Here is a 20,971-nt window from a genome sequence, read left to right as displayed (position 1 = left end):
GTTCAATGCGAAGCTGGAACGTTTAGTACTGCACAGCAATGAAAGTTATTTCATTGCACCTGCATATGTGTAGCAATCACTTGTAGAAACCTGATTCAAATCAGATTCAACTATTTCGATATCGACGTTATTTCTTACGCACAAACTTTTAACTTTTTCTCTTAACGCCAAATTCGCCAGCGAATCTTGCAGCCCCAGCTTAGAGCTGCAAGGGTCTTTGTAGGGATCGATTATTTTTTTTGTCACTTTTATTGGAAGAGGCGACAAAATAATTTTCCCTATGAGCGCCTCAACATCTTTTATATGTAGAACTTGACTGCCCTCCTCATTTCGAGTGCTCTTATTGTACTTGTAGGAAAACTCAATATCTTGCCTATCCGGCCAAAGCATAAATCTGACTTCGTTCTCATAGCTAAAATGAAGGGCTTTGGAAAAGAAAGGCCTAGAAATCAGATCGTTATCGGAGAACTTGGTAAGGCGATGATCGAGGTACTCTACCTTTTGAATCGATAGGTTAAATCCTTCCTTAAATTCTAAGTTGTCTAGAATCGCTCCAATATTTGTTTCGATGCATACCGAATTCCCTACCGTCCTCTTGCATTCCTCACATCCAGTCTCATGACGACAATTGCCACCTGAGCTTCCATAAAGTTGCCACATTGCCTGGCATTCATAAGGAAGGTCGGTCCAGCAGTTTGCATACAGCCAAGAACTGATATTTCGCAGGTAGGCATTGCCGTTTACTTTCTTCTGCACCCCAAATATAGATTGAAAAGTCTCGCTTGCTATCTCATGTTGCGTTTCTTGCATTTTTACCAACTCTTGCTCACCGCGAGGGGAAGTCCCAGGCCAGCATGAGTTCATTGCTCCATCAAGGATTCTCAGTTCATTACTGATGGATGGAAAATTTTTAGAATTAATCCCGCCTTCTAAATGGTCATCAAATTTGTCAAATCGAGAAAAATATAGCGACTGAGAATTCAGTAACATTTCAAACACTTCGAAAGACATATAGCGTCTTACTATAACGTCCCTCGCAACCCCAACACTTATCGTTCCCATTGTCGCTACTCAATTATAATTTTCTCTGATTTTAGACTGCCACTAATGCTGAGTAAAATCCTGGTGGCCAAGAAAAATTCTCCTGAAAAATCACTTATCCCCCTCCCGCCGACGGGCTTTGCGTTGGAAAATTGTGCAAAGCCGGGTGGGGGTGCAATCAGGTGCCCCGCCCAGGCCAGCCGGGGCTCTTGAGCCAAAATGGCGTGTTTCACCCAGTGCAAGGTTTTGCAATGCTGTGCAAGAGAAATCGCTGGAGAGTGTCCACAAAGTGTCCACGGCGGCATGACTTATCCGCGACCAATAAGCCTACATATGTCAGAAAACATTGAGGATTGCGGGTTTTCCCAATGGACACTGGTCGATTTTTTGGACTTGTAATCAGTAGGCCCCGGGTTCGACTCCTGATGCCGCACCATCACAAGGTTGCAGAGACAATTTTCAGTGTTTCTGGAACCACGAAAAACCCGCCTTTTGGCGGGTTCTTTCGTGTTAATCGTACTTAGTGTGCAGCGGCCCCTTCCTACGAAGCTGTAACCACCGACAATTCGATACGCAGTGTAGCTTTGGCCTCCGTCAAAGCTGGCAGGCGAACCACCGGTTGGGCAGGTACCACCGGCGATGGCAGCGGTATGGCAATACGCTGATCTACTACCGCGTCGAAAAGAGCTTGCTCAACCGTATCACCGGCACAGGCCATTTCAGGCACGTCGGCGCACCTCACCTGTGGGCCGCCGTCTCCCTCGTGCACGGCTACTGGGTAGTCGTCCTGAACCGGAACCCAAATTGAAGTGAATTTCTCTTTGTGCCTTGATATTGCAGGGCGATTGTAGAGTGTGATGTAATGCATCACACTTTATCGATGATAAAGAGCTTTCAACACAAAGGCCTCAAGGCGTTTTACGAAACCGGCTCGACTCGAGGGATCCGGGCCGACCATGCCAAGCGGCTTGCGCGCCTGCTTCCATTTCTGGATCGCGCAACCTGTGCGGGCGACATCGACATGCCCGGTTGGAGGCTCCACCCGCTCAAAGGCGACTTGACCTTGTATTGGTCAGTGACCATCAGCGGAAACTGGAGGGTAATTTTCCGATTCGACGGCACAGACGTTGAACTGGTTGATTACCTCGACTACCACTGAGGAGTTCCCCAAATGGCCATGTTCAACCCCCCGCACCCAGGCGAAACCTTGCGCGAAGATGTGTTGCCCGCCCTGGATATAAAGGTGGCCGAGTTTGCACGCCGCCTCGGTTACGCCAGAGAAACACTGTCTCGAATCCTTCACGGCCATGCACCTGTCAGCCCGGACCTCGCCGTTCGGCTTGAACGAGCCGGCATCGGCAAGGCTCGAACCTGGCTGGCCATTCAGGCTGACTGGGATCTGTGGCAGGCCGAGCATCGCGAACAACCTGTGATCGAGCGCTTTGCGTCTATCGCGTGATACTGAAAAAGCCGACGACGATGGTTTTTCAGTTATCCACAAGCATGGCGCTCGAGCGCACGCTCAAGGTCAGCCAACTCAACACCTGCCCCCTCGCCGCACCTCGCGACACGCCTCGCGCAATCAACCCTCACCCGTAACCCTTCCCCTGTCAGATGCCCTGGATACTTGCCCAACATCAGCTCGACCTACGTATCGCTCATGGGGTGGCAGCTGTACGCGAGTTGGCGGGCCTCTTCGCCGGCAAGGCCGGCTCCTACAAAGGACCACGCCGTCGGTAGGAGCCAGCCTTGCTGGCGAATGGCACCCCACGCTAGTGGGCGCTCTGCCCTTCAAGCAACGCCAGAATCCGCGGCCAACCCGCCATACCTGCCAACGCCAGCGAAGTCTGGCCGTTGCCGTTTGGCAGCAACGGGTCAGCGCCATGACGCAACAGCGCATCCACCACCGTGTAATTGCCCGCCAGCACCTCGCGGTGCAGCATCAGCCATCCCTCGTCATCCGGGTCTCGGGCCACCTGCGGCTGTGCGCTCACGCCCTCCTCGATCTTGTCGCGCATGTTTAAGGCCATCGGGTGCTCGGTGCATTCCAGCACCGCCAGCGTCTGATGGTCTTGAGCACGGTTCAACGTACGGGAGAGCAGCCAAGGCTGCTGACCTTCTGCGGCCGGGACGACTTCGACCAAACCCGGCTCACCGAAATCCATACCCCAGGCCTCATCGTGCTCCAGGCGCTCGTCTTCGTGCATGGCCGCGCGTATCGCATCGACGGTGAAGCCGCCGTACACATGGCCCTGGCGCACATACATCCAGTCGTTCAGCAAGGCCAACGGCAGCGTCACAGGCTCCCAGGCCTTGAACGAGGTGGCCCAGCTTGGCTCATTCATCAGCACGCCGGTGATGGACTGCCCATCGAACTCGATCTCGCTCACCCACATGTTCTCGACGCTGGGTACCTCGGGGTCGTCGCTCTCGATGGGGAAGGACATTTTTACAGCCGCCATGTCCAGGCCCTTCACGATCCTGCGTGCCTCCCACGACAGCTCTCGCCAGAAATACTTGAACGTCGCCTGAGCACTGGCCACGGCGGCCTTGAACTCGTCGCTTTCGCCTTCAACACCGTAGATGATCTGTTCGGTCATAGGTAAATCGTTCCATCGCCTGGTTCACTGAAATGCTCAAGCCAGAGCACTTGCGGCCTGTGCCGCCACTTGAAAAACGGGAGCAGGATAACCTGATCCAGCGAACGTGACAGCCTTGCCCCCAAGCCCCCGTTACGCTAAAAACCTGCACCCTTGGATACCACGCAAAAGGACAGGCCCAATGTTTGAAAACATCACTGTTACCGGCAGCCCGCTGGTGCTGTCCACAGACGCCGAAGTGGACCAGGCACAAGCTGTGTTGGGTACCCGCTTCCCCACCGGCTACCGCGAGTACGTCACGCAGTTCGGCGAAGGCATTCTTGGCGGCGTGTACGTGCGCATCTACCCACCCCATCAGCTGCTGCACGGCGGAAACAGCCAGGCCCAGTGGGTTGAGCGCATCAACCAGTACTGGTTCTGGGACGACGACAAGGAGCTGATGCCCAAGGAAAAGGCCTTGCAGTGCATCATCATTGGCGACACCTACGACGGCGACGAACTCATCATTCACCCCAGCGACCCGGAGCGCATCTATGTGCTGCCGCGTCACAGTGAAGCCGCCCTCGTTGCGGGTAACGGGCTGGTGGAAGCGATCGAATGGCTGTGCAGTTCGAATGTGCTGACAGAAGCGTTCACCGAGCGCGACTTCGAACCGTTCGACAGTCGCGTACAGCCCTGACATGAAACGAATACCCAGGCGCACCCACGCCGGGTATTCGCCCGAACAATGAAATCCCGGTCGTCATCCAGAAAGACCCAACATCCGGCCATGGCTTGACCGGGCCCTGCACTTCGAATCGCGGGTAGCCGATGGTTTTTCAGTTACCTACAAGCATGGCGCTCGAGTGAACGCTCAAGGTCAGCCAGCTCAACACCTGCACCCTCACCGCACCTCGCGACACGGCCCGCGCAATCAACCCTCACCCGTAAGCCTTGCCCTGTGAGTTGCCCTGGATACTTGCGCAACATCAGCTCGACCTGCGTATCACTCAACCATGCCGCGCGGTCCAGGGACCAGCGCTGGTCCTGGAACTCGAACAGGCAGGCACCCGACACGGCATCGATAATCCGTGGTGGATACACCCAGTGCGAGTTGCCGGCTTCCCACGGCGCAGCCTCGATGCGATAGCGGCCGTCGGGTGAGGTGGATTGGGTTTCAAATTGGGTCATCGGCATCGTGCTCCGTGCATGATCGGAAAGTGTGTCACAACAGGGGCTGAACAGGTCGGCCCCTGTCGCTTCCTCTACGCAGTGACCTTGCGATTGCCCATGCCGTCGAGCACCGCATCCACCAGCACCTTGGCTAATTCCGTCGAATGCAACGAGACCCACAGCAGAACTTTGCTGGTGGAGTCCTCGGGGTGCAAACAGGCTTTCTGGAGGGTGTCGAAGATGCCTCTGAGCAACAGCGAGGCATGCATCAGGGCGTCTTCTTCGGGTATGTCTGCGCGTACCAGGAAGAACGGGGCATGCCCGGTACAGAAGACACCAGTGTTGCAACGGGGAGAAGTCGGGGGATCGGGAACAAGTTTTTTCACGATGAAACTCCTGCTGGAAGGAGCCATCACCCACTGCGACCAAACAAATAGGTGACAGCTGTACGCAGGTTGGTCGACCGGATCAGCAGGCAAAACCGGCAGGCACGAATGCCTCCCACGTACAGCCGTCATAACTCGAGATAACTGGCGAACTAACGCCGTCACGTCGATTGACTGCATAGAATTGCGTACTGGTTTCGGGCGACCAAACCCGATCGCTGATGCTCAGCGACCGCAGGAGCCTAACGGCCTGCCTGAACCCCAGCAAGGCGCACCGCCCACGCAAAATCTGTCCGCATATTACAGTCCTTCAGACGTGTCTGGCCAAGCGTGTGTAAACGCAGCCCTGCGCCGCAGTGGGCGGCCTCTTCGCCGGCAAGGCCGGCTCCTGCAGGGTGGTGGGTTCACCCACCACCCACAAACGTACAAGCCAGCCGCAGGCCAGCCGTTTAACGTCACCTGCACACCACCTACCCACACTCGCAGGGGACACAATGGAAATCTTTCTCTACGCCTTCAGCGTGATGTACAGTCCCGGCCCGGTGAACGTGATGGGCCTGAACGCCGGCCTTACAGGCCAGTTCCGCCGCACCGCAGGCTTCTTCGTCGGCGTGGGCGGCGCAATGTTCGTGCTGTTCATCCTGTTCGGCTACACCGGCGAAGCCATCATCTCCAAGGCCGCGCTGCCCTACCTCGCCCTGGCCGGCGGGCTCTACACCAGCTACCTGGCCTTCAAGGTCTACACCGCCAGGGTCCAGCTCACCCAATCGTCCGATGCCCCCGCCAAGGCGCTGACCTTCTGGAACGGCTTTCTGATCCAGGCCCTCAACCCCAAGGGCATGATGGTGGTGCTGCCGATCACCAGCGTGATGTTCCCCGCCGCGCACCTCAGCGGCGCCAGCATCGCCGCCGTGTCGGCGCTGATCGCCCTGGGCGCTGCCGGCGCGCCGGGCCTCTACGCCTTGCTGGGCGCCGTGCTGGGCAAGCGCATCAGCAAAGAGGTGTACTTCAACCTGTTCAACCGCCTGATGGGCATCGCCCTGGCCGTGTGCGCCGCCTTCATGTTCCATGATTTCTACATTCACATTCAGGCAAACGCCGGCACGCTGTAACCTGTGTTGTCGCCGGCCTGACTCTATCGCTCGAAAGGTGAGCAGAATGCTCGATCTACCGTCACCGCAAGACTGGGTGAAACACGCCCCACCGTCCCCCAGGGTCGAACGCCTGGAGGCCTTCTTCAGCGCCCACGGTTTCGACCCGCACCGCCACGATACCTATGCCATCGGCCGCACCCTGGCCGGGGTGCAGAGCTTCAGCTACCGCGGCGCCAGCCGGCACAGCCTGCCGGGGGAGATCCTGGTGCTGCACCCGGACGAGGTGCACGACGGGCATGCGGGCTCGGCGTCGGGGTTTCGCTATCGCATGCTCTACCTCACCCCGGCGCTGGTGCAGGAGGTGCTCGGGGGCCAGCCGTTGCCGTTTCTCAAGGGCGGCATCTCCCGCGACCCGCGCCTGGCGGCCGCCACCCACGCGATGCTCGCGAGCATGGACGACAGGCTAGACCCGCTCGAAGAGGACGACGCGCTGCTGGGCCTGGTAAGCGCGCTGCAGGCCGTGTGCGGGCGCCCGGCATCAAGGCAGGCCCACGACTACGCCGCCGCCCGGCGTGCCCGCGAGTACATGGATGACAGCCTGGAGCAGCCCATCACCCTGGATGACCTGGCCGCCTGCGCCAACCGCGACCGCTGGAGCCTGTCCAAGGACTTTCGCGCCTACTTCGGCACCAGCCCCCACCGCTACCTGACCCTGCGCCGCCTCGACCGCTTCAAGGCCTCGGTGTTCGCCGGTCAGTGCCTGGCGGACGCAGCCGTAGAGGCCGGTTTCTTCGACCAGAGCCATATGTCCAGGCACTTCAAGAACGCCTACGGCATCACGCCCTCGCGCTGGTGCAAACCCCTGCTCGGGCGCCTTGATTGAGTTTGCGCGCTGGCGGGTGGTGGGGTCGCCGACCTTGATATCCCCACCCCCATCCGTTATAGATAAAAAGGAAACCATAACGAAAAGAGGCCATTCCAGCCCCCCATGAACGAGATCACACGCATCTTTCGCCCTTCAGGCCCCCATTTTGCGCCCTGCGCTGATGGCTACGGGCCGAACACCGTCACCCCTTCCCCGCTCTCGACCCTGTTCCACGCACTGTCGATTCCGCCAGGCAACATCCTGCTGGCCCAGATGCGCAAGCGCCCCGTCCCTCCACCTGCACCGTAGCGCCTGAATTCCACCACCCTCGGCTTTTGCCGCTCGGGGTTGGGGAGCCTTTGCATTTTTTTCAGCGTTCAACTGTTCAGGAATCTCTATGACTCTTCGTGTAGCCATCATCGGTGCCGGCCCGTCCGGCCTTGCGCAACTGCGTGCCTTCCAATCCGCCCATGCCCAGGGCGCCCCCATGCCCGAAATCGTCTGCTTCGAAAAGCAGGCCGACTGGGGCGGCATGTGGAACTACACCTGGCGCACCGGCCTCGACCAGCACGGCGAACCGGTGCACGGCAGCATGTACCGCTACCTGTGGTCCAACGGCCCCAAGGAATGCCTTGAATTCGCCGACTACAGCTTCGACGAACACTTCGGCCGGCCGATCTCCTCGTACCCGCCGCGCGAAGTGCTGTGGGACTACATCCAGGGCCGCGTGAAAAAGGCCGGGGTGCGCGACTACATCCGCTTCAACACCGCGGTCAAGAACGTCAGCTTCGATGAAGCCACCCGCGAGTTCACCGTCAGCGCCTACGACTACAGCGCCGGGCAGGGCATCGAGCAGGTGTTCGATTACGTGGTGGTCGCCAGCGGGCACTTCTCCACGCCGCACGTGCCGGAATTCGAAGGGTTCGAGCGCTTCGCCGGGCGCATCCTGCACGCCCACGACTTTCGCGAGGCGATGGAGTTCAAGGGCCAGGACCTGCTCATCGTCGGCAGCAGCTACTCGGCCGAAGACATCGGCTCGCAGTGCTACAAGTACGGCGCGCGCTCGATCACCACGGCCTACCGCACCCAGCCGATGGGCTACAAATGGCCCAAGGGCTGGGAGGAGCGCCCGCAGCTGGTACGTGTCGAGGGCAACCTGGCGTTCTTCGCCGACGGCTCGAACAAGCGCGTGGATGCGATCATCCTGTGCACCGGCTACCAGCATCACTTCCCGTTCCTGCCCGACGAACTGACCCTCAAGACCAACAACCGCCTGTGGCCAACCGGCCTGTACCAGGGCGTGGTGTGGGAGCAGAACCCGCAGCTGATCTACCTGGGCATGCAGGACCTGTGGTACAGCTTCAACCTGTTCGACGCCCAGGCCTGGTTCGCCCGCGACTACATGCTGGGGCGCATCAAGTTGCCGGCCAAGGCCGACATGCAGGCCGACAGTGCCCGCTGGCGCGCCGATGAAGAGGCCCTGGACACCACCGCCTCGATGTACGAATTCCAGGGCCGCTACATCAAGCACCTGATCGCGCAGACCGACTACCCCAGCTTCGATATCGATGCCGTGAACCGCATCTTCCTCAAGTGGAAGAGCGACAAGAAGAGCGACATCATGGGCTATCGCGACAAGTCGTACCGTTCGGTGATCACCGGCACGGCAGCGGTGCCGCACCATACGCGGTGGCTGAAGGCGATGGACGATTCGCTGGCGGAGTACCTGCGCGAAACGGACGGCAAGAAGGGCGAAGTGAAAGCGCTGCGCGGGTAGCCTCGCCGACGCCCGAAACCGGTGCCCCCACAAGACCGGCCCTTGCCGGCGCGGCCTCTACTGCGGGCACTGGTAACCGGTTTGCCCCCGCTGCAGGCCGATGACCTCGCGATGCACCTGGCTGGGCCCGTAGTCGGCATTCCAGCCACGGCGTTCGGCCACCGGCTGCGGCGCATAGCCGTCCTTGCAGGCCAGCAGGTTGAGCATCACGTTCGCCTCGCCCATCAGCGGCTCCAGCTTGAGGGTGCGCCTGGGCGCCAGTTGTACCCTCCCCTGCGCGTCGCTGCGGGCCACCACCACCCCTGCATCAATAATGCTCACCCCGGCCAGTGGCTGCCGGGTGTGCTGATCGACGACCGTGGTGTCGAGCCCGTCGTGCACGATCACCGAGCGCGGCATGCAGCCTTGCAGCAGCAACAGCGCGGGCAAAGCGGTGTACCTCCACCAGCGGAATCGGACTGTCATGGCAAGCTCCTGCAAGGCCTGAAACACGGCAGTCTACTTGCGTGACCGGATTTGTGCAGAAGCGTCGACATCGACACGCAGGTGCCTTTCCGTCGCCCGTGGCGCTCACGTATCATCCGCCCCCTGCCCCGGCCCACATGGACGTCCGATGACCCCCGCCGCCCGCCTGTTCACCCTGCTGGCTTCCAGCACCCTGCTCGCCCTTGCCCTGCACACTCCGGCCGCCGTCGCCGCCGGCTTCGATTGCAGCAAGGCACGCACCCTCATTGAAAAGTCGGTGTGCGACACGCCAACGCTGTCGGCCAAGGACGACCAGCTCAACGCGCTGTACAAGCCACTGATGACCCGGCGCATCTATCGCGAACTGGAAACCCGTTGGGTAAACGAGGTGCGCGAACGCTGCCAGACCGCCACCTGCCTTGAGCGCGCCTACGACCTGCAGATCCGCAACCTGACCGCGCTGCCGCCACCGCCCGTGCCCGGCCTGCGCGACGCGGTGCCGCTGCCCCAGGGCAGCGCCTACCGTACCCTGCAGGACGAGCCGTGGCCGCGCTTTGCGCTGGCGGCTATCCCGGACATGTACCCCGATTCGCTGGCCCAGCTGATCGATGTGGGCATCAAGGACGGCGTGCTGTACGCACTGCTCTACGTGGCAAATTCGTCCGACGGCCCCGGCTACAACCAGGACAACTGGTCGGTGCAGCCGTCTTCGGGCGTGCTGCTCGAATACGCCGACAACCGCCCCGGCCTGCATGTGATCGACCGCGACGTGCGCTTTGCCGGCTGGCGCATCAGCGAACTGATGGACCAGGGTGAACGCTATGCCGGCATCCAGGACGGCGCGTTCTACTACCGCCAGCGCACCGAGGGCGAGCTGCAGCAGGCCATGGTCTACACCCTGGGCAGCCGCCAGTCGCCGCAGGCCACCACCACGGTGTTCCACGCCCAGTCGCGCACGCTGCGCTTTGCCAAGGCAAGGGTGCTGGGCAACATGAACGACGAGAACAGCGACCTGCGCCTGAACTACGAACACGCCCTGCCGCGCCCCGCCAGCGAAACCGTGCTCGACCCCGAGAGCGGCGGTTGGAGCCTGTCCAACCTGGCCTGGAGCGAGCGCCGCCAGGTTCTGTACTTCGAGAACAGCGGCGCCATGGCCTGCATCTGGCGGGTCGACCTGAGCGGCAAGGTGCTGTCCAAGATCGTGCCCGAACACACGGCCGGGCAACCGCTTGCGGTGGAGCTCGACGGCCGTGAAGCGATCGTGTACGTCGAACACGACCAGTTGATGTTCGCCCTGTCGCCCGACCTGTAAGGACACCCCCATGCATACCGTGACCCGCCTGCTCACCCTGCCCGCCTTGCTGGCCCTGGCCCTGCACGCGCCGGTGGCCTCGGCCGCCGGTTTCGATTGCAGCAGGGCCAACACGATTCTGGAAACCGCGATTTGCAACACGCCCTCGCTGTCGGCCAAGGACGACCAGCTGAATGCGCTGTACACCCCGCTCAAGGCGCAGAAGATATTCCGCGAGCTGGAAACCGACTGGCTGAAGAACGTGCGCAACCAGTGCAAGACCCCCGAGTGCCTGGAGAGCGCCTACGACCGCCAGATCCGCCGGCTGACCGCCTTGCCGGCACCGGTGCCGGTTGCCTCCGACAGCCTCGCACCTCTGCCCAAGGGCGAGGTGTACGCAAAGGTCGAGGACGCGCCGTGGCAGCGCTTTGCCTTGGCCCCGTTCATCGGCATGAGCGAGGACTCGGTGGCGCAACTGATCGATGTGACCGTCAAGGACGGCGTACTGCACGCGTTCGTGTACGTCTCCGGCGACCCTGACGGGCCCACCTACGTGCAGGACAAACACGTGATGCGGGCCACCTCCGGTACCCTGCTCGAATACGCCGACGATCACCCCGGCTGGCATGTGATCGCGCGCAACGTGCGCTTTGCCGGCTGGTCCCACAGCGGCTTCAACGACCAGCGCGAGCGCTATGCCGGGGTGCAGGACGGCGCGTTCTACTACCGCCAGCGCAGCAACGGCGAGCTGGAGCAGTCGATGGTGTATGCCGTGGGCAGCCAGCAGCCGCCGCAACCGACCACCCAGGGCTATCACGCCGGCTCCAACACCGTGCGCTTTGCCAAGGCGCGTGTGCTCGAAGACCTCAACGTGGCCAACGACCAGTTGCGCCTGGCCTACGAAAGCGATGGCAACTCGCGCGGCTACGAGAGCGTGATGGCGCCCGACTCCAGTGGCTGGAGCCTGGTCAACCCGACCTGGAGCGAACACCGCCCGGTGCTGTACTTCGACAACAGTGGCGGCATGGCCTGCGTCTGGCGGGTCGACCTGGTGAACAAGGTGCTGTCCAAGGTCGTGCCCGAGCACGAGGCGGTGTCGGCCCGCCCGGTGGACATCAATGGCCGCGAAGCGCTGGTGTATGTGCAGGAGAACCAGCTGATGTTCGCCATCGCCCCGGATCAGTAACCCTGTGGCAACGCTCGGGCCCGCCAGCGCCCGAACAGCCGGCCCACGCTCACCAGCCAGTTGAGCAGCGCCACGCACAGCACGCTGAGCAGCAGTGCATGCGGGCCGCCCTGCACGATCAGGGTGCCGGCCAGCAACGGGAAGCCGAACACGCCGATGAAGTACCCCAGGCTGAACAGCAGCAGTGCCTGCGGCGTGTAGCCGGCGGGCGCTTCGTTGGCCGCCAGGCCGTTGATCACCGAATAGTTGAGCCCGTAGCCCACCCCCAGCAACGCCGCCGCCAGCAGGTAGCTGAGGGCGTCCTGCACCCACCAGCCCAGTGCGATGACGGCCAGCACCATCAGCCCGGTCAGCAGGCACGAGGTGCGGTAGGCGTCATGCCGCACCACCCAGCCGGCGATCAGCAGCCGGCAGCCGATGGCGGCGAGCATGAAGCCGACGAAGAACAGCGAATAGTCCAGCCCGCGACTGGCCGCGTAGGTGGTCTGAAAGCTGCCCAGCCCGCCGAACACCGCGCCGCCCAGGCCCACCATCAGGATCGGCCAGCGCGCCGACGAGCGCAGCACCTGGATGCCGGCGTGGCGGCTGATGCGGGCGCTGGCCGCCTGTGCCGGGTGCTGGCGGGCCAGCCAGGCGAAGACCAGCATACCCACAGCGGCGGCCAGGGCGGCGGTGTAGAACGCGGTTTCCAGTGGCAGGTGCAGCAGCGAGGCAAGCTTGCCGGCCAGCGGGCCGGAGCCGATGCCACTCATCATGCTGCCTGACAGCAGCGCGAAGCAGTGGGTGCGCCGGGCCGGCTCGACCAGCGCGGCAACCAGGATCGGGCCCAGGGTGTAGAACGCGCCCCAGCCCAGGCCCAGCAGCAGGCCGCACAGCCACAGGCTGAAGTCGACACCAGGTACCAGAGCAAAGCCCAGGCAGGCGCCGATCAGGCACAGCGCCGACTGCGCGATGGCGCGGGCGGTGCCGAGCCAGTCGGCGAGATGGCCGCTGCCGAGCACGGCGATCACGGTGCTGAGCATGGCGATGGCGATGATGCTGCCGGCGTCCTGTTCATTGCCACCTCGGGAAGTGACCAGCAGCGAGAGCAGAAAGGTCGAGCCGTAGGACAGCGACATCAGGTAGCTGGCCAGGCACAGCAGGCCGAAATGCGGGGTGGTTGTTTTTGTCATGGTGGGTCCGCCGATGGGTATGGCTGTTTTAGCATGGGGATTGGCGGTGGCAGTTGTGGATGTACCGGAGTTGGGATCTGTGCCGACCGGACTAACGCATCGCGGGTCAAGCCCGCTCCCACAAGGATCCCCGCTGTCCTTGTGGGAGCGGGCTTGACCCGCGAAGGGGCCGAAGGGTTCAGCGCCAGCCCACCCGCCCGATCAACATGAACACCGCCTGAAACCCCAGAATCAGCACCACGCACCCGGTCCAGCCCCACTGCTGCCACAGCACCGCCGGCAACAGCGCGCCGGCACTCCCGCCCAGGTAATAGCAGGTCAGGTAGCGCCCGATCGCCCCGGCCTTGTTCGCGCCGGCCGTGGTCGCAATGAAGGTGTTGGCCGCCGCCTGCGCCAGGAACACCCCGGTCGAGCTCAACGCCAGCCCCAGCACGATCACCCACAGCGTGGGCACAAGCGTCAGGCCGATGCCCACCGCGCCGACAACGCCCGCCACCATCAGCAGGTGCAACGGCGGGCGAGCCCTGGCCAGGCGGCCGGCAATCGGCGTGACCACCAGCGCCAGCAGAAACACCGCATAGATCGACCCCAGCGCCGCCGCCCCCAGCCCGAACGGCGCCCGGCTCAGGTGCAGCCCCGCATAGGTGAACGACGCCACCTGTGAAAACAGCACGCAGAACCCCACCGCACACGCCGACCACAATGGCCAGCCAAACCGTGGTGGCGCACTGGCCCTGCGCCTGCTCGCCGGCACCGGTTCGAGCACCAGCAGCCAGCGAATCCCCAGCCCCATCAGCAGCACCACCAGCGCCAGCACCTCGAACGCTTCGCGCCAGCCCCAGTACTCGGTCACCCACGCCACCACGAAGCGCCCGGCAAAGCCGCCCAGGATGGTGCCGGTCACGTACAGGCTGGTGACCTCGGTCACGCTCGCGCCCTGCCATCGCTCACCAATCAGCGCCACGCTGCAGGCGAAGATCACCGGTATCAGCAAGCCCTGCACCGCCCGCCACAGCAGCAGCTCGGCAAAGCTGCCCACCGTGGCCATCAGCAGCACCGGGGTGGCCAGCAGCAACGCCGCCACCACGATCAGCGTCACCGGGGACCAGCGCCGCGCCAGCCAGCCGACCCAGGGCGCAGTCAACGCCACCATCAGGGTGGTGATGGTCAGGCTCCAGCTCACCTGGCCAATGTCCACGGCAAACTGCCGGGCCAGTTGCGCGAGGATGCCCTGGGTGGCGTACAAGGGGAGGAACGCCGCGCAGCCGCACAACAACATCGCGACCCGCGCAGCCGAAGAAGGCGCCTGCATGGCAAAACTCGTTAAAGTGTGTGGCGCCCTTTATACGGCGCCCCACTCGCCCCGGGCCAATACCGATTTCGGACCGATCGATACCTCAAGGTGCACCATGCTCGACCTCCGCAAACTGCGCTATTTCCTGGCCGTGGCCCAGGCCCTGCATTTCGGCCGCGCCGCCCAGGCCCTGCACCTGGCCCAGCCCGCGCTGACCCGGCAGATCTCGGCGCTGGAAGCCCAGCTGGGGTTCAGCCTGTTCGAGCGCAGCAGCCGCAACGTCAGCCTCACCGTGCAGGGCCAGGCCTTCGTGCCCTATGCACGCAACGTGATCGAGCAACTGGCGCTGGCCGAAACCATGGCCGCCAGGCTCGCCAGCGGCATGGCCGGCCACCTGAGCCTGGGCTATGCCAGCTCCGTAGCCCTGAGCGACCGCTTTACCCAGGCCATCCAGCGCTTCGCCCAGGCCTTCCCCGAGGTGCAGTTGAACCTGATCGAACAGGCGTCGATGAACCAGTGGGCGCAGCTGCGCGACGGCACCCTGGACATCGGCCTGAGCCGCCTGCCGCCCCCCGCCGAGCACAACCTGCACACCGACACCCTGGAGCACGAACCCCTGCTGCTGGCGCTGCCGGTCAGCGACCCGCTCAGTGACCAGGCGCAGGTCAGCCTGGCGCAGTTGCAGCAGCGCCCGGTGATCCTCTACCCCGAGCAGCACGGCACCGGCCTCAACCTGGCCATCGAGACCCTGTTCGCCAACGCTGGCCTGGCGCTGCACCGCGGCCCCAGCGGCCAGCAGACCACCACCATCATCGCCCTGGTCGCCGCCGGCCAGGGCGTGGCGGTGGTGCCGGCCTGCACCAGCGCGCTGGAACGCAAGGGCGTGTGCTACCGCCCGCTCAGCGATGCCGATGCACACATCGCGCTGCATGCCATCAGCCGCCGGCACGGCCGTTCGCGGGCGGCCGAGGCGTTCCTGGCGATCATCAACCAGCCGGGCCCATGAGCCCCGGCGCCTGGCAAGCACGGCGCGGATAAAACTGTTTTACCGAAACCGCGGGTTGTCCGCCGCGGTGCTTTGCCTATCCTAGGCGCGACAAACATCATCAGCGGAAGATTCATGCGCCTCTCGTTTCCCAGCCGTTATGCCTGCCTGGCGGCGTGCCTCACGTTCAGCCTGGCCAGCCTGCCGTTTCTTGCCACTCACGCCTGGCTCTGGCCATTGACCCTGATCGGCACGCTGCTCTCGCTGGTGGGCCTGAACGACCTGCGCCAGCGCCAGCACGCAGTGCGGCGCAACTACCCGATCCTGGGCAACCTGCGCTACCTGATCGAGACCATCCGACCCGAGATCCGCCAGTACCTGCTCGAAGGCGACGACGACAAGCTGCCCTTCTCCCGCGCGCAGCGCTCGCTGGTGTACGCACGGGCCAAGAACGAAAGCGCCGAGAAAGCCTTCGGCACGCTCAATGACGTGTACCGCCCGGGCTTCGAGTTCATCAGCCATTCGATGCTGCCGGTCAACACCCCCGACCCGGCCTCGTTTCGCATCGCCATCGGCGGCCCGCAATGCCGCCAGCCTTACTCGGCATCGATCTTCAACATTTCGGCCATGAGCTTCGGCGCCCTCAGCGCCAACGCCATCGGCGCGCTGAACAAGGGCGCCAGCCTCGGCCGTTTTGCCCATGACACCGGCGAGGGCAGCATCAGCCCCTACCACCGCGAACATGGCGGCGACCTGATCTGGGAAATCGGCAGCGGCTATTTCGGCTGCCGCGACGCCCACGGCCGCTTCAACCCGCAGCGCTTCGCCGAACAGGCCCGCGACCCGCAGGTGAAGATGATCGAGATCAAGCTCAGCCAGGGCGCCAAGCCCGGCCACGGCGGCATTCTGCCAGGGCACAAGGTGAGCGCCGAGATCGCCGCCACGCGCGGTGTGGCGCCCGGCGAAGACTGCATCTCGCCCGCCGCCCACAGCGCCTTCAGCACGCCGGTGGGGTTGCTCGAGTTCGTGGCGCAGTTGCGCGAGCTGTCCGGCGGCAAACCGGTGGGCTTCAAGTTCTGCCTGGGCCACCCCTGGGAGTTCATGGGCATCGCCAAGGCCATGCTGGCCACCCAGATCGTGCCCGACTTCATCGTGGTCGACGGCAAGGAAGGGGGCACCGGCGCTGCGCCACGCGAATTCAGCGACAACATCGGCGTGCCCATGCGCGAGGGCCTGATGTTCGTGCACAACACCCTGGTGGGCCTGAACCTGCGCCACAAGGTGCGCATCGGCGCCGCCGGCAAGATCGTCAGCGCGTTCGACATCGCCGGCGTGCTGGCCCTGGGCGCCGACTGGGTGAACTCGGCGCGCGGCTTCATGTTCGCCATCGGCTGCATCCAGTCGCAAAGCTGCCACACCAACCAATGCCCCACCGGCGTGGCCACCCAGGACCCGTTGCGCCAGCGTGCACTGGTGGTGCCCGACAAGGCCGAACGGGTGTTCAGCTTTCATCGCAACACCCTGCATGCGCTGGCCGAGATGCTCGCGGCCGCCGGTCTCGAGCACCCCAGCGAACTCAAGCCCAAGCACCTGGTGCGCCGCGTCAGCGCCAGCGAGATCCGGCTGTTTTCGCAGTTGCACGTGTTCCTCAAGCCCGGCGAATTGCTCAGCGGCTCGATCGACAGCGAATTCTATGCACGGATGTGGCGGATGGCCCGCAGCGACAGCTTCGCGCCGCAATTGCAGGATGCGCCCGTGGCGCCGGCGAATGCGGTACGCCGAAAACAAACAACCCCGGCCTAGGCCGGGGTTGTTTGAAGGTCGAATCGATCAGAGGATGCTGATCGGGTACTCGACGAATACGCGGACTTCGTTGCCGTCTGCGGTGTAGTCGATAGCGTTGAGGTTGTTGGTGCCACGCAGGAACGAGCTACGCAGTTTGACGGACAGGTCCTTGGCAGGGCCTTCCTGAACCACGTACTTGAACTGGTTGAAGATTTCGCGCTCTTTGCCTTCGCCGAAGCCGTGGGTGTTGATGTTGTCACCCGCTACGTATGCAAAGTTGTAGGTCAGACCCGGTACGCCGAAGGCGCTGAAGTCCAGGCCGTAGCCGATCTGCCACGAACGCTCGTCTTCGGCGTTGAAGTCGGACCAGTAGGAGTTGGCCAGGAAGATGGTCGAACCACCGTCACCCACGCCGCGGCGGTTCTGGTACCAGCCGTACTGGTAGCCGGTGTCGCCGGTGTTGCGCTGGTGCGCCAGGGTGATCGAGTGCGGGCCGAAGGCGTAGGTGGCCGCCAGGCTCCAGATGGTGTTGCGGTCACCGGTCAGGCCTGCACGGTTGACGTACTTCTTGTCGATGTCCGACTTGTAGCCGTTGAAATCCAGGGTCAGCGACTGGTCGTCGGAGATGGCGTGGACGTAGTTCAGGCCCAGGTAGTGCTTCTTCAGTACGTCTTCGACGTCGGAGGTGTACAGCGCACCGGTGAAATTCTCGGTGAACTGGTACTTGCCGCCGAACACGTTGATCGACTTCAGACCACCGCTATCGCGACCTTCGGCGCTCTTGCGCGCTTCCTGGGTGTAGCGACCGGCGTTCAGTTCCAGGCCCTTGATCTCCTTGGAGGTGATCGATGTGCCAGTGAAGCTCTCTGGCAGCAGGCGGCCGTCGTCATAGTTCAGCACTGGCAGGGTCGGCATCTGGTCGCCGTATGCCAGTACGGTATTGGAGACGCGGAACTTGATCGCAGCACCGGCACGCGCCAGGTTGTGCGGGGAGTTGCTCGGTTCGGTATCGCTTGGCTTGAAGAAGTCGATACCGGCGCCGCCGTTACGACCCTTGCCGCCGTCCAGACGGATGGCGTACAGGCCGAAGGCATCGACGCCCACGCCCACGGTGCCCTGGGTGAAGCCCGACGAGAACTTGCCGATGAAGGCCTGGCCCCACTCGGACTGGTCACTGCTGCCATGCTTCTTGTCACGATTGATGAACGCGTTGCGCAGCAGAACGCTGGCCTTGCTGTCTTCCTGGAAACCGTTCGACGCGGCCTGGTCGTTGGCCATTGCCTGAGTCGCCGCCATAAGCCCCAGCGCGATCAGACTGATCCGTGTTTTCAACATGTTATTTTCCTTATTTCGGAGTGTTTTACGCTCTGCGACCAACGCCAGGAACCACGCCCCCTGCGTGGGTTGACGCTCACGGGTCTGCAAATAAAAAGCCCGCCTGCAACAAGGGTGCAGCGGGCCTTTTCTTGGGACTCTTGGCCGATGGGCCTACAGGCGTTGGGTCCGATCCTAGCCGTGCGTACAAGGCCATGTCAAAAATTCGTGAAAACGACAAGTCATATGGCCATTACGCCGTCTTCAGCGGCGCAGACAAGGCAGCCCGCAATCGGTTGCGCCCCGGTGGAAATACCTGGATACGACCGCACCACAAAGGTGCGTAAATAGCGCTAACATTTGGGAATGCAAAGCATTACCATTCGCACCCTTTTCATCACCAAGTAATTTTGTCGATGCGTGCCACGCCTGTCCCTTGCCGTCTTTCCCCTGTGTCTCTGGGGCTTTGCGCCCTGTTCAGCTCCAGCCTGGCGTGTGCTGCCAGCACCACGTTGCCCGAGCTGTCGGTAACCGCCGACAGCGACCGGGATGACCCTCGGGTCAAGGAAGTGACCACCGCCACCCGCACCTCCACCCCGGCGCGCTACGTGCCCCAGGCCATCGATTCGATCAAGACCGCCAGCGTGCACGACTACGGCATCCATGACCTGGGCAAGGCCCTGAGCGGCATCCCCAACGTCAGCAACAGCGCCGACACCCGCTTCGACAGCCTGCGCATCCGAGGCTTCGACGCCAGCAACGACTTCTACCTGGACGGCATCCGCGACGACAGTCAGTACGTGCGCGACCTGTACAACATCGAACGGATCGAGGTGCTCAAGGGGCCGGCGGCGGTGCTGTACGGCCGCGGCAGCCAGGGCGGTATCATCAACCGCGTGAGCAAGGCGCCCGAAGCCGGCCGACGCTCCAGCATCGAGGCCCAGGGCGGCAGCGACGACCTGCGCAGCCTGTATGCCGACCTCAGTGCCGACCCCAGCGACACCCTCAGCCTGCGCCTGAACATGGGCAACCGAGACAACAACAGCTTCCGCCACGGCATCGACGGCAGCCGCCAGCTGTTCGCGCCTTCGATGAGCTGGCAGCTCAGCCCGGACCTGAACTGGCTGGTGCAGTACGAATACAGCCGCTACAACCGCACGCCCGACCGCGGTATCCCCGGCGATCCGCGCACCGGTCGCCCGGTGGATGTCAGCCGCAGCACCACCTATGGCGACCCGCAGCGCGACTACATCGACGACACCGCGCAGTCGCTGCGCTCGCGCCTGAACTACCAGCTCAACGATGCCTGGCAACTGCGCCATACCCTGGGCCTGTTCCAGCTCGACAGCGACTTCGACAACACCTACCTCACCGGCTACAACGCCAGCACCGGCCTGGTCGGGCGCCAGCGCTGGCAGCAGGACCTGAACACGCGCAACCTGTTCAACACCGTGGAAATCGAAGGCAACGTGTCGACCTTCGGCCTGGAGCACACCCTGCTCACGGGGCTCGAACTGGGCGAGCAGCGCCGTCACTCGCTGCTGCGCAGCGGCAAGGGCGTGCCGGGCGTCGACCTGTTCAACCCGGACCGCGGCCAGCAACACAATGGCGTGCTGGCGGTGTCCAGCAACAACCATACAGACGTGCACAGCCGTGGCCTGTATGTGCAGGACCAGGTCCGCCTGAACGATCAGTGGCAACTGCTCGTCGGCCTGCGCCATGACCGGTTCGAGGTGGACACCACCAGCAAGGTCAGCGGCCTGAGCGAAAAGCAGCAGAGCAACAGCACCAGCCCGCGCCTGGGCGTGGTGTGGACGCCGCTCAGGGACCACGCTTTCTATGCCTCGTGGAGCAAGACCTTTTCGCCGGTGGGCGGTGGCCTGATCGGCATCACCCCGGGGGCGGCGGGCAACGCCAACGAAACCGGGCCTGAACATACACGGCAGAAGGAGATCGGGGTCAAGAGCGAGTGGCTGGACGAGCGCCTGAGCACCACCCTGGCGGTGTACGAGCTGGAGCTGTACGACCGCCGCAGCCGCGACCCGGACAACGCCGACCGCTACATCCTCACCGGCCTGCAGCGCTCGCGCGGGGTCGAACTGACCGCCACCGGCAAGCTGGGAGGCAACTGGTATGTGCGCGGGGGCATCGGCCTGCAGGACGCCACCATCGTCGAGGACACCGAAGGCAATGCCGGCAACCGCATCAACGACGTGGCGCGGCGCAACGCCAGCCTGTTCGTCACCTGGAAACCGGAAATGGGCTGGTACGCCGAAACGGGTGTGACACTGGTGGGGCAGCGTTATGCCGATACCAGGAACACCATCGTGCTGCCGGGGTATGGCAGCTGGGACGCGCTGGTCGGCTGGCGCACGCAGGATTGGGATGTGCGCGCGGCGCTGAGCAACATTGCCGACAAGACCTACTACAGTTCGGCGACCAGTGCCGGGCAGATCCAGTTCGGTGATCCGCGCAGCCTGGTGGTGACGGGTACCTACAACTTCTAAGTGCTTCGCCGGCAAGGCCGGCTCCTACAGGGTGCAAGTGGCCTGTAGGAGCCGGCC

At 63.0% G+C, this 20,971-nt stretch carries 19 protein-coding genes; 11 read left to right on the top strand and 8 right to left on the bottom strand.

The genetic code is table 11. The features are described from left to right. Positions 1-45: 45 nt before the first annotated feature. A complete protein-coding gene (locus KH389_RS01375) occupies positions 46-1,011 on the bottom strand; it encodes a hypothetical protein (protein ID WP_213606733.1) in 966 nt (321 codons plus the stop codon). A gap of 910 nt (positions 1,012-1,921) precedes the next feature. Between KH389_RS01375 and KH389_RS01370 the strand changes: the two genes are divergently transcribed. Both KH389_RS01370 and KH389_RS01365 read left to right on the top strand, forming a co-directional pair. Then, positions 1,922-2,200 (top strand): type II toxin-antitoxin system RelE/ParE family toxin, encoded by a 279-nt coding sequence (locus KH389_RS01370; RefSeq protein ID WP_043859809.1) that lies wholly within the window; start codon positions 1,922-1,924, stop codon positions 2,198-2,200. Positions 2,201-2,212: 12 nt separating this feature from the next. Further along, a complete protein-coding gene (locus KH389_RS01365) occupies positions 2,213-2,500 on the top strand; it encodes a HigA family addiction module antitoxin (RefSeq protein ID WP_043859808.1) in 288 nt (95 codons plus the stop codon). Positions 2,501-2,813: 313 nt separating this feature from the next. On the opposite strand, the gene KH389_RS01360 is transcribed toward KH389_RS01365, so the two are convergent. Next, positions 2,814-3,641 (bottom strand): DUF2314 domain-containing protein, encoded by an 828-nt coding sequence (locus tag KH389_RS01360; RefSeq protein ID WP_213606732.1) that lies wholly within the window; start codon positions 3,639-3,641, stop codon positions 2,814-2,816. Between the two features lie 181 nt (positions 3,642-3,822). On the opposite strand from KH389_RS01360, the gene KH389_RS01355 reads away from it, so the two are divergent. Next, positions 3,823-4,320 carry an SMI1/KNR4 family protein gene (locus KH389_RS01355; protein ID WP_213606731.1) on the top strand — a complete coding sequence of 166 codons (498 nt, stop codon included), beginning with the start codon at positions 3,823-3,825 and terminating at the stop codon, positions 4,318-4,320. Positions 4,321-4,463: 143 nt separating this feature from the next. Here KH389_RS01355 and KH389_RS01350 read toward each other — a convergent pair whose 3' ends face one another. Both KH389_RS01350 and KH389_RS01345 read right to left on the bottom strand, forming a co-directional pair. Continuing rightward, positions 4,464-4,811 (bottom strand): hypothetical protein, encoded by a 348-nt coding sequence (locus KH389_RS01350; RefSeq protein WP_213606729.1) that lies wholly within the window; start codon positions 4,809-4,811, stop codon positions 4,464-4,466. A 74-nt stretch (positions 4,812-4,885) separates the two neighbouring features. Then, complete coding sequence (locus tag KH389_RS01345) at positions 4,886-5,179, bottom strand: DUF3077 domain-containing protein (RefSeq protein ID WP_213606727.1); 294 nt, start codon at positions 5,177-5,179, stop codon at positions 4,886-4,888. A gap of 494 nt (positions 5,180-5,673) precedes the next feature. Between KH389_RS01345 and KH389_RS01340 the strand changes: the two genes are divergently transcribed. The 3 genes from KH389_RS01340 (at position 5,674) to KH389_RS01330 (ending at position 8,915) form a co-directional block, all read left to right on the top strand. Then, positions 5,674-6,291, top strand: coding sequence for a LysE family translocator (locus tag KH389_RS01340; RefSeq protein WP_043859804.1), 618 nt, complete (start codon positions 5,674-5,676; stop codon positions 6,289-6,291). Between the two features lie 46 nt (positions 6,292-6,337). Further along, positions 6,338-7,156, top strand: a complete 819-nt coding sequence (locus tag KH389_RS01335) for an AraC family transcriptional regulator (protein WP_054915940.1) — start codon at positions 6,338-6,340, stop codon at positions 7,154-7,156. 379 nt (positions 7,157-7,535) lie between these two features. Further along, positions 7,536-8,915, top strand: a complete 1,380-nt coding sequence (locus KH389_RS01330; protein ID WP_213606725.1) for an NAD(P)-binding domain-containing protein — start codon at positions 7,536-7,538, stop codon at positions 8,913-8,915. A gap of 57 nt (positions 8,916-8,972) precedes the next feature. Here the strand turns inward: KH389_RS01330 and KH389_RS01325 are convergent, their stop codons facing one another. Further along, complete coding sequence (locus KH389_RS01325; protein WP_213606723.1) at positions 8,973-9,380, bottom strand: hypothetical protein; 408 nt, start codon at positions 9,378-9,380, stop codon at positions 8,973-8,975. A 148-nt stretch (positions 9,381-9,528) separates the two neighbouring features. On the opposite strand from KH389_RS01325, the gene KH389_RS01320 reads away from it, so the two are divergent. Further along, on the top strand, positions 9,529-10,692 hold the full coding sequence (locus tag KH389_RS01320; RefSeq protein ID WP_213606721.1) for a lysozyme inhibitor LprI family protein: 1,164 nt from the start codon (positions 9,529-9,531) through the stop codon (positions 10,690-10,692). A 10-nt stretch (positions 10,693-10,702) separates the two neighbouring features. Next, a complete protein-coding gene (locus KH389_RS01315; protein WP_213606719.1) occupies positions 10,703-11,857 on the top strand; it encodes a lysozyme inhibitor LprI family protein in 1,155 nt (384 codons plus the stop codon). Here the strand turns inward: KH389_RS01315 and KH389_RS01310 are convergent. Next, a complete protein-coding gene (locus KH389_RS01310) occupies positions 11,851-13,029 on the bottom strand; it encodes an MFS transporter (protein WP_213606718.1) in 1,179 nt (392 codons plus the stop codon). The two genes, KH389_RS01315 and KH389_RS01310, sit on opposite strands and share 7 nt — an antisense overlap. Before the next feature lie 178 nt (positions 13,030-13,207). Further along, complete coding sequence (locus tag KH389_RS01305) at positions 13,208-14,341, bottom strand: MFS transporter (RefSeq protein ID WP_213606717.1); 1,134 nt, start codon at positions 14,339-14,341, stop codon at positions 13,208-13,210. Positions 14,342-14,438: 97 nt separating this feature from the next. Here KH389_RS01305 and KH389_RS01300 point away from each other — a divergent pair, with 97 nt between their 5' ends. Beyond that, on the top strand, positions 14,439-15,329 hold the full coding sequence (locus KH389_RS01300) for a LysR family transcriptional regulator (RefSeq protein WP_078481583.1): 891 nt from the start codon (positions 14,439-14,441) through the stop codon (positions 15,327-15,329). A gap of 114 nt (positions 15,330-15,443) precedes the next feature. Continuing rightward, a complete protein-coding gene (locus KH389_RS01295) occupies positions 15,444-17,111 on the top strand; it encodes an FMN-binding glutamate synthase family protein (protein ID WP_043861663.1) in 1,668 nt (555 codons plus the stop codon). A 27-nt stretch (positions 17,112-17,138) separates the two neighbouring features. Here the strand turns inward: KH389_RS01295 and KH389_RS01290 are convergent, their stop codons facing one another. After that, positions 17,139-18,428, bottom strand: coding sequence for an OprD family porin (locus KH389_RS01290; RefSeq protein ID WP_043861662.1), 1,290 nt, complete (start codon positions 18,426-18,428; stop codon positions 17,139-17,141). 395 nt (positions 18,429-18,823) lie between these two features. On the opposite strand from KH389_RS01290, the gene KH389_RS01285 reads away from it, so the two are divergent. Next, the gene (locus tag KH389_RS01285; protein ID WP_213606716.1) at positions 18,824-20,914 is read left to right on the top strand and encodes a TonB-dependent receptor; all 2,091 of its coding nucleotides are present in this window, start codon (positions 18,824-18,826) and stop codon (positions 20,912-20,914) included. The last annotated feature ends 57 nt before the right edge of the window (positions 20,915-20,971 follow it).

Source organism: Pseudomonas qingdaonensis (assembly GCF_018398475.1).
Classification (GTDB): Bacteria; Pseudomonadota; Gammaproteobacteria; order Pseudomonadales; family Pseudomonadaceae; genus Aquipseudomonas; species Aquipseudomonas palmensis.
The sequence above is the reverse complement of the archived record's forward strand: the minus strand, read 5'-3'. Positions and strand labels throughout refer to the sequence as shown.